The 9,391-nt window shown below is 61.4% G+C and carries 10 protein-coding genes; 9 read left to right on the top strand and 1 reads right to left on the bottom strand.

Features of this window, described 5'->3' with window-relative positions; genetic code table 11:
• Positions 1-131: 131 nt before the first annotated feature.
• Positions 132-1,340: a penicillin-binding protein activator gene (locus CP49_RS13305; RefSeq protein ID WP_057850702.1), complete on the bottom strand. Its 1,209-nt coding sequence runs from the start codon at positions 1,338-1,340 to the stop codon at positions 132-134.
• A gap of 201 nt (positions 1,341-1,541) precedes the next feature.
• On the opposite strand from CP49_RS13305, the gene rsmI reads away from it, so the two are divergent.
• The 9 genes from rsmI (at position 1,542) to CP49_RS13265 (ending at position 9,344) form a co-directional block, all read left to right on the top strand.
• Positions 1,542-2,495, top strand: a complete 954-nt coding sequence (gene rsmI, locus CP49_RS13300) for a 16S rRNA (cytidine(1402)-2'-O)-methyltransferase (RefSeq protein ID WP_057850701.1) — start codon at positions 1,542-1,544, stop codon at positions 2,493-2,495.
• Complete coding sequence (locus CP49_RS13295) at positions 2,482-2,895, top strand: YraN family protein (protein ID WP_057850700.1); 414 nt, start codon at positions 2,482-2,484, stop codon at positions 2,893-2,895. Before rsmI ends, CP49_RS13295 begins: the two co-directional genes overlap by 14 nt.
• A gap of 30 nt (positions 2,896-2,925) precedes the next feature.
• Positions 2,926-3,873, top strand: coding sequence for a glutathione synthase (gene gshB / locus CP49_RS13290; RefSeq protein ID WP_057850699.1), 948 nt, complete (start codon positions 2,926-2,928; stop codon positions 3,871-3,873).
• 255 nt (positions 3,874-4,128) lie between these two features.
• Positions 4,129-4,755: an alpha/beta fold hydrolase gene (locus CP49_RS47245; RefSeq protein ID WP_245310674.1), complete on the top strand. Its 627-nt coding sequence runs from the start codon at positions 4,129-4,131 to the stop codon at positions 4,753-4,755.
• Entirely contained in the window at positions 4,752-5,510 is a 759-nt protein-coding gene (locus CP49_RS47240) for an adenylate/guanylate cyclase domain-containing protein (protein ID WP_245310675.1), read from the top strand. Before CP49_RS47245 ends, CP49_RS47240 begins: the two co-directional genes overlap by 4 nt.
• Positions 5,511-5,612: 102 nt before the next feature.
• Positions 5,613-7,277, top strand: coding sequence for a pyrroloquinoline quinone-dependent dehydrogenase (locus CP49_RS13280; protein ID WP_197423102.1), 1,665 nt, complete (start codon positions 5,613-5,615; stop codon positions 7,275-7,277).
• 64 nt (positions 7,278-7,341) lie between these two features.
• A complete protein-coding gene (locus CP49_RS13275; protein ID WP_082646007.1) occupies positions 7,342-7,680 on the top strand; it encodes a c-type cytochrome in 339 nt (112 codons plus the stop codon).
• A gap of 245 nt (positions 7,681-7,925) precedes the next feature.
• Positions 7,926-8,897: an MBL fold metallo-hydrolase gene (locus CP49_RS13270; RefSeq protein ID WP_057850696.1), complete on the top strand. Its 972-nt coding sequence runs from the start codon at positions 7,926-7,928 to the stop codon at positions 8,895-8,897.
• A gap of 264 nt (positions 8,898-9,161) precedes the next feature.
• The gene (locus tag CP49_RS13265; RefSeq protein WP_156438368.1) at positions 9,162-9,344 is read left to right on the top strand and encodes a hypothetical protein; all 183 of its coding nucleotides are present in this window, start codon (positions 9,162-9,164) and stop codon (positions 9,342-9,344) included.
• Positions 9,345-9,391: the final 47 nt, after the last annotated feature.

The following is a 9,391-nucleotide window of genomic DNA, read 5'->3' as shown; positions in this document are numbered from 1 at the left end:
TTCCCCTTGACAACCATATCCCCATACAAGCCCGGATGGAGCGAAGCGCAATCCGGTGATCTCGCAGCCGGATAAACCAAACCGGCCCCGGATTTCGCTGCGCTCCATCCAGGCTACGGCCACGACAACGCCTACGCCCCAAAACTCTTCGGCGAACCGGCAACCGGCGTGCTGCCGCCGCTGGCGACCTTCATCACCGCGAGGCCCCGCTCATTGGTGCCGTCGGAGCGGAAACGGAACAGCCCGTCGATTCCCGCGAAGCCCGACGGGTTGGTCAGCGTCTCCGCCGCAAAGCGTTGGCCGCCCTGCTGCTTCGACAACGCGGCGACGAGGGCAACCGCGTCATAAGCGAGCGTTGCGGTGCGCACCGGGTCTGCGCCGTATTTGGCGCGGTAGCGGCCGGAGAAGGCACGGAAGCCAGAGGGATCCGGCGCGGCATAGAGCCCGCCCTGCAGCGTGGCGCTCGCATAGACGCGCGGATTGTCCCAAAGCCCGGTGCCGAGCAACTGGATGTTGCGCAAATTCGCACCCGAGGCGGTCAAGGCATCCGCCGCCGCCACGACGGATTCGCCGTCGTCGGCGATGAACAGCGCGTCTGCCGAGCCCAGCGATTGCGCCACCGCCCGCGCCGCCGCGGAACGATCGCTGGCGTATTTCTCGAAGGCGACGATGCGTCCCTTGCGGCCGACCGCCTGCTTGAATGCCGCCTCCACCACATTGCCATAAGCATTGTCCGGCAATAGCGCCGCGAAAGACTTCTTTCCGATGCCGGCGGAATAATCGACGATCCGGTTAACGTCGGATTCGGGCAGAAAACTCAGGAGATAAACACCGCGTCCGGCCACGCTTGAGTCGGTCGAGAACGCGATCACCGAAATGCCGCGCGCGCGCGTGAGCTGCGCGACCGTCGGCACCGAGCCCGCGAACAGCGGGCCGAGGATGATCTCTGCGCCTTCGCCGAGCGCCTGCTGGGTGACCTGCTGCGCGCTTTGGGGGCTGCCGCCGTCATCCTTGATCAGAAGCTGGATGTTCGGATTCTGGAATTCCGCCAGCGCCATCTCGGCCGCGTTCTTCATCGATTGCGCGGCGACGCCGGCATTGCCGGCGGCCGAGAGCGGCAGGATCAGGCCGACCTTGACCTGCCCGGTGCCGACGGCGAGCGGCTGTTGCTGCGGGCCTGCGGGTCCCTCGGGCTCGGACGGGCCGAACGGACTGGAAACCTGGCCGGCGCAGGCGCCGAGCAGCGGCGCACCGAGAATCAGACCGAGTGCCGTCCTGCGGGTCGGGCCTGACGGCCACGGACCTGAGGATGCAGGTTTGCGATTGAGCGGGCCTACCATCTTGTCTCTTCTCTTGACCGACCGCCGCCGGTCAGGACCTCCACCCCAGAACGCGAAGGTAGATTCAGCACATTGTCGGCAAATAGTTAACCAAAACAAAAGCATTACGGCCGCGGCGCTTGGCCTGTTGCGGCGAATATCACCTGCCTCCAGCCCATCGCGATATGGCGCCGGGCCAGCGGGCGCTCTAGAATTGCCATTATGCGCGCAAAACCCAGTTCCAACTACGTGTCTGGTGCCGAACCGGGTTCGGCCAACAGAACATTTTTGATTGGCGGCCACGTTCTGAACGCCCCGAAGCCGGCCCCCGGCCTCTATCTGGTGGCGACCCCGATCGGCAATCTCGGCGACATCACCCTGCGCGCGCTGGAAACGCTGGCGGGCGTCGACGTCATCGCCTGCGAGGACACCCGCATCACCCGCCGCCTGACCGAGCGCTATGCGATTTCGGCAGAGCTCAAACCGTATCACGAGCACAACGCGACGATGGCGCGGCCGAAAATGCTGGAACGGCTGGCGCACGGCGCCTCGATCGCGCTGGTGTCGGACGCCGGCACGCCCCTGATCTCCGATCCCGGCTTCAAGCTGGTGCGCGAGGTCTGTGCCGCCGGCCACGTCGTCATCGCGGTACCCGGCGCCTCCTCGGTGCTGACGGCGTTATCGGTCGCGGCACTGCCCACCGACCGGTTCTTCTTCGAGGGTTTCTTGCCAGCGAAAGAAGTCTCGCGACGGACGCGGCTGGCCGAGCTTGCCCGGATCGACGCCACGCTCGTGATGTTCGAATCCGGCAACCGCGTGCAGGAGACGCTGGCCGACCTTGCCGAGATCATGGCCGGGCGCGACGCCGCCATATGCCGCGAACTCACAAAACTGCACGAGGACATCAAGCGCGCCCCGATTGCCGAGCTGGCAAAATCCGCCGGCACGCTGGAAACCCGCGGCGAGTTCGTGCTCGTCGTCGGCCCGCCGCGAGCGGACGCCAATGTCATGACTCAGGATGATCTCGACGACCTGCTGCGAAGCTCGCTGGCGCGCGACAGTGTCAAGGACAGCGTCGCGCATGCGGTCGAACTCTCGGGGCGGCCGCGCCGCGAGGTCTACGCCCGGGCGCTGGAGCTTGCCCGAGAAGCCAGGGGCGCCGATGGCGAAAACTGAAGGCACGCCGCCACCGGACGCCGTGGCAAAGCTCGCCGCGCCCGAGCGGGTCGCCGCGTTTCGCACCGGGCTTTCGGCCGAAAGCCGCGCCGCGGCCTATCTGATGGCCAAAGGCTACCGCATCCTGGCGAAGCGCTTCCGCACCCCCTATGGCGAGATCGATCTGGTCGCGAAAAAGCGCAGCCTGATTGCCTTCATCGAGGTCAAGGCCCGCGCCAGCCTGGATGAAGCCGCCTACGCCGTGACGTCGCGCCAGCAGGCCCGCATCATCGACGCCGCCCAGGCCTGGCTGATGACGCATCCCGAGCATGCAGAATTCGAGCTGCGATTTGACGCCATCCTGATTGCGCCGCGGCGGCTGCCACGCCATCTGTTAGCGGCATTCGACGCCAGCGCTTAAAAGAAACCCTCCAGAGACCCGGACCTTCCCATGAAACTGAATGTCGCCGTCCAGATGGACCCCATCGCGCGTATCAACATCCGCGGCGATTCGACCTTCGCGCTACTCCTGGAAGCGCAGAAGCGCGGCCATAGCCTTTCTTACTACACCCCCGACAAGCTCTCGCTGCGCGGCGAGGAGCTGGTGGCGCCAGTGCAAAAGCTCACCGTGCGCGACGAGGTCGGCGACCATTTTACCCTCGGCGAACCCAAACGCGAGCCGATGACCAATTTCGACGTCATCCTGTTGCGGCAGGAGCCGCCGTTCGATATCGCCTACATCACCTCGACGCATTTGCTGGAGCGAATCCATCCCAAGACACTGGTCGTCAACGATCCGGCCAGCGTGCGCAACGCGCCGGAAAAGATGTTCGTGCTGAACTTTCCGCAGTTGATGCCGCCGACGCTGATTTCGCGCGACCTCGACGAAATCAATTCGTTCCGCGACGAGCACGGCGCCGTTGTCATGAAGCCGCTGCACGGCCATGGCGGCGCTGCGGTGTTTCGCGTCATGCCGCAGGACATGAATTTCGGCTCGCTGTTCGACATGTTCCTGGTCACCTTCCGCGAGCCCTGGGTGATCCAGCGCTTCCTCCCCGAGGTAAAGCACGGCGACAAGCGCATCATCCTGGTCGACGGAGAATTCGCCGGCGCCGTCAACCGCGTGCCGGCCCCCGATGACCTGCGCTCCAACATGGTCCGCGGCGGAGCAGCCCAAGCCACCGAACTTTCCCCGCGTGAACGCGAGATCTGCGACACGCTGGGTCCCGCGCTGCGCGAGCGCGGGCTGTTGTTCGTCGGCATCGACGTGATCGACGGCAATCTCACCGAGATCAACGTCACCTGCCCGACCGGCATCCGCGCGATTGCCAAGCTCGGCGGGCCAGATGTGGCCGGGAAAATCTGGGACACCATCGAGAAGAAGCGCGGCGGGAAATAGTTTGTCCTCGCGCCCTATCGCGCACATGAATCGACGTTAGAACGCGGCGAATGTCTGCTATTTCATCAATAGCCGACAGTTTCGGGAATTCCTTTTTTTGACCCGCACCGGACATGCTCGATACACCAAAGAGGCCGACCATCCGGCTCCAACCAAAGGGATGCGCCCCTGTGTCTCACTCTCTGCCATGCTGTGTGTGATAGCATTGCGTCGTCGGAGAGACGAGCACGGCGTAGCCTGTCAAGGACAGGAGCAATGGCCGAGGTCCCCTCAACCCACTACGTCAAGAGCGATGACGTATACATCGCCTATCAAGTGTTCGGCGAGGGCTCGCTCGATCTGATTTTCGTGCCGGGCTTCGTGTCGAACATCGAGGCCCTGTGGCAGTCGCCGAATCGAAGCAGATTTTTTCGGCGTCTTGCCTCGTTCTGTCGTGTCATCATTTTCGACAAACGGGGCACTGGAATGTCTGATCGAAGCTCTCAGATTTTTACGCTCGAACAACGCATGCACGATGTGCAGAGCATCTTGAATGAAGTCGGTTCCGAGCGTGCGGCGCTGTTTGGCATTTCCGAGGGCGGCCCGATGTCCTTGCTGTATGCCGCCACCTATCCGGAACGAACCTCGGCTCTTGTTCTGTATGGCGCTTACGCCAAACGTTCTTGGTCGACCGATTATCCGTTTGGCTGGACGGAAGCGAAGTGGAACAATGTGCTTGACAATATCGAACACTATTGGGGGACCCCGCAAGGAATAAGCATCACGATGTGGGCGCCCAGCATTGCCAGTGACCCTCGTGCGGCGGAGGGCTTGGCTTCATATTTCAGGGCATTGCGCGCGTCATCATCGGCACCGCCGCGGTGCGCGATCCGGAGTTGGTGAAGAGCGCCGCGAAAAAATTTCCCGGCCGCGTCGCCGTTGGCCTCGACGTCCGCCATATCTTGCCCGCGACCCGCGTGCCGACGCTCATTCTACATCGTACCGCAGAGCGCGTGATCGACGTGGAGCATGCACGCTACATGGCTCAGCGTATCCCCGGCGCAAAGCTAGTCGAGCTTCCAGGCGAGGATCATATGGCTTGGTTTGGTGATCAAGATTCGATTCTTGATGAGGTCGAACAGTTTCTGACAGGCAGACGCCAAGCTCACGAACCAGAGCGGGTGCTCGCAACCGTGCTGTTTGTGGATATCGCAGGTTCGACGGCACGAGCGGCGAAACTTGGCGACAATTCCTGGCGAGAGTTGCTTGAGACGTTTTATGCCAAGGTGCGTGAGGTCCTGCATCAGTACCGCGGGCGTGAAGTCAACACATCAGGTGACGGCTTGCTCGCCACCTTCGACGGGCCGGCGCGAGCCGTTCGCTGTGCCAGTGCCATCCGCGATGCGGTGCGCTCGCTCCATCTTGAAGTACGGTGCGGCGTTCATACTGGTGAATGCGAGCTCATAGGTAACGACATTGCCGGAATCGCAGTGCATACCGGCGCGCGTGTTGCCTCGATCGCGGCTCCGAGCGAAGTGCTGGTCTCGCAGACGGTGCGCGATTTAGTGGCTGGCTCCGGCTTGGTCCTAGAAGAATACGGCACTTATACGCTCAAAGGTGTGCCCAATGAGTGGCGCCTATTCCGTGCGGCGAACTGAAAGATTTACGGCATCCAGGCGGAAGCCGCGGCTTAAGAAGAACATGGAAACCATCAGATGGAGGAATGACGAGCATCGAAACCATCAGAGGGAGGAATGACAATGGGTAAATTGATTTTTGCGGCAAGTTTGGCTCTGACTTGCTTGCTCAGCACCGCAACAGTCGCCCCCGCTGAGGGCCCGGGCACCGAAGACCCCAACAATTGGCCCCAATACAATCGGACTAGCAACGCGTGGCGTTACAGCCCGCTCGATCAAATCAACAAGGACAACGTCAACAAACTTTCGGTGGCATGGATCGCTCAGGGCGGCGATATCACCATGGGCATTCAAGAGACGCCTTTGGCGATAGACGGCGTGATCTATTCGATAACCTCCGGGAATCGGGTGGCCGCCCTGGACGCGAAGACTGGGCAGGAGATCTGGAACTATCAGCCGAAGCTCGATCCGCTCACCAAGAAGGTGTTGTTCTCACCGTATAGCCGTGGCGTCGCGGTCGGCGACGGCAAGGTCTTCATCGGGACAGTGGATGGGCGCGGCATCGCCCTCGATCAGAAAACGGGCAAGGAGATATGGCAAGTCCAGTTGACCGATTTTGCGAACTGCCACGGTTGCAATTTCACCTCGCCGCCCGTCGTTGCTGGCGATATGCTGACTTTCGGATCGACTGCAGGCGAATTGGCGACGCAAGGGAAAATCTTCGGTGTCGAAGCCAAAAGCGGCAAGAAGGTCTGGGAGTTCAACACCATTAAGGACGACCCGAAGAGTTGGCCTGGCACGAGCGGCAAATACGGCGGTGGCGGCGCCTGGATGCCGGGCACCTACGATGCGGAGACGAACACGGTCTTCTACGGCACTGGCAATCCGGGGAAGGATTTCATTAATGAGGACCGGCAGGGTGACAACCTCTACACCGATTCGATTGTCGCTCTCGATCCCAAGACCGGCAATCTGAAATGGTACCGGCAGGAGATTAAGCAAGACGTATGGGACTACGATTCGGCGTATGAGGTGCTGCTGTTCAAGAAGGACGGCAAGGACTTGATCGTCCACATGAACAAGAGCGGCTACGTTTTCGTGCTGGACAAGAATGATGGCAGCATCGAGAACATTTGGCCAGTCAGCGATCTCAAGAACTTTGTCAAAGACATAGACAAGAGGACCGGCGAGTTGATCGGCCGCGTCGAATTGCCGATGAATCAGGAGACGCTGATCTGTCCGTCCACCTTCGGTGGACGTAGCTGGAATTCCGGCGCCTACAACCCCAACACCGGACTCTGGTACAACAACGTGCTGGATTTCTGCGGCTACCTCAAACCGGTGGCCCAGAAGGACGATCCCAAGGACTATGGCACCGGTCATATCGGCGCCAGTGATTTTGGACGGCTGGTGATGGCACCCGATGGGCGCAAGCCCGGCCGGCTCGATGCACGTGATCCATTTACTGGCGAGCGCAAATGGACGCACGAGATGGATGTCCCCGGCTTCGCCAGCGTCCTGACCACCGGCGGCGGGCTCGTGTTCAACGGCGACCCGACCGGCATTCTGCGGGCCTTCGATGCCGATACCGGAAAGGTGCTGTGGAGCTTCAATACCGGATCTGGAATGCGCAGCGGCATCATCAGCTACGCCGTCGCTGGCGAGCAGTACATTTTGGTGCCAAGCGGGTGGGGCTCCTACGCTGCAATCTTGCTTCCGCCGTTGTTCCCTCAACTCGAGAAGGTGCCCGCGGCTTCGACCCTTATCGCGTTTAAGCTGCCGAAATAGCGAACTAAACCAAGGGGGCGGCCGGGCCGCCGCCCCTATCGCGCTTTAGTCGCGGACTAGTTCCATGATGTACAAACTGGTGCTGATGGCGATTGCCTGCATTTTCATTGGCGACGCCGCCTATCCGCAAGAAGACGTTCCGAACCTGAAGGACCCGAAAATGATTGCGGCTGGCCATGATCTGTTTTTGCAAAAACAGTGTTCGCGTTGCCATGGGGAGGACGGCAAAGGCGGGGTCAATCTCGCCCGCCGCGACCTTGACCCCAGAGGTGTGTTCCAATCGATCGCGGACGGCCGAATGGGGAGCGGTCTCCGCATGCCAGCGTCGCGCGATGTGCTGACCGATGAAGAGATTTGGAAGGCCACCGCCTATGTCATGTCGATCAGCCAGCAGGCGAAGTAGTTTTCGGCCCGGATGGAGGAAGTCGCCCGTGTAATTGTCGTGGCTGGCCCGGATGTCACGGCAAAGATCTGGGACACCATCGAGGCGAAGCGCGGCGCGAAATAACGCGCTGTCATCCCGTTATCGCATCTCACCTCTGCCGTCTCCTCCCACTTGCCAATTTCGGCAGGCGTGAGCAGCCTGTAGCCGCGGATCAATCCGTCCGGGCAATATGCTGCAATCATAAAAACAGTGGAGGAAGACGTATGACGATGAACGTTTCACGACGGTCTTTGCTTGCGCTTGGCGCCGGTTTTGGCGCCTCGACCTTTCTCGGCGGCACCGCGCTGGCCAAGGCGCCGAAGCTCGGCACGCAGACGCCCTACTGGCACCGCTTCATCCTCGGCGACGCCGAAGTGACCGTGGTCTCCGACGGCCCGCTGCCGCTCGGCGATCCCTCCGGCACGTTCACCGGCGTGCCGAAGGAGGAAGTGAAGAAGATGCTCTCCGACAACTTCCTCAACCCGGACAATGTCGTGCTGGAGCAGAATTCGCCGATCGTGAACACCGGCGACAAGCTGATCCTGTTCGACACCGGCATGGGCACCTTAAAGGCGTTCGGCCCGACCACCGGCCAGCAGCAGAAGAACATGGCGGCTGCCGGCATCAAGGCCTCCGATATCGACGCCGTGGTATGCTCGCATGCGCATATCGATCACATCGGCGGCCTCGTCGGCGCCGACGACAAGCCGTTATTCCCGAACGCGCAGGTCTACATCGCCCAGAGCGATTTCGATTTCTGGACCGATGAAGGCAAGCTCGGCAGCCCGCTGAAGGACTTTATCCTCCACGCCCGCAAGAACCTGTTGCCGGTGCGCGACCGCATCGTGTTCATCAAGGACAACCAGGAATTTTTGCCCGGCGTCACCGCGCTCTCGGCCCCCGGCCACACCGTCGGCCACACCATTTTCATGGTGAGTTCGAAAGGCAAATCCTTCTGCTTCCTCGGCGACCTCTCCCACCACGCGGTGCTGCTGCTGGAGAAGCCGCGGATGGAATTCGCCTACGACAGCGACCCGAAGCAGGCGGCTAGTTCGCGGGTGAAGATGCTGGACATGCTCGCCGCGCAAAAGATCCCGGTGATGTCCTATCACTTCGCCTGGCCGGGCTACGGCCACGTCGCCAAGAATGGCGACGGCTTCCGCTATTATCCCGAGCCGATGAACATGCAGCTCTGAGGGGAATCGACGTCCGGAGCCGGTCGACACGGCCGGCCCCCGGATCGGAAATGCGCTACCGGAAGCACTTGCGTGCGCGGCTTCGACGCCTCTTCGGAGGCTTCCATCGAAAGGGCATGCCCCAGGAACAATCGCGGACCACGGAAATTGGTTTTCCCTAAGCAAGAAAGCACCATGAAACGGGCCGCGATCATCCTGTGCGCACTGCCCAAATAATGCGGCCCGAATCTCGACGGCTTGGCAACCGGTACGGAGGCCCAGCAAATGACCAAAGACTTCATAGCTATTGGCGCTGGAATGCTGGTCGTGGGGTTGGGAATATGGAACTTGTGGGGTAGTCCGCAGAGCGCGAGACATGCGGAGACGCAGGAGATACGCATTCTCGCCGACGATGCGGCGCTGAAGCTTGTCTCTGAAGAGAACCCGTACATGCGAACGGAACGCTAAGCACCACAGGAGCGAGCCGGTACAGGGCTCGGCGATCCGACGGCCGG

Origin of the sequence: Bradyrhizobium valentinum (assembly GCF_001440405.1) — a bacterium.
In the GTDB taxonomy this organism is placed as follows: domain Bacteria; phylum Pseudomonadota; class Alphaproteobacteria; order Rhizobiales; family Xanthobacteraceae; genus Bradyrhizobium; species Bradyrhizobium valentinum.
This window is presented reverse-complemented; position numbering and strand designations above follow the sequence as displayed.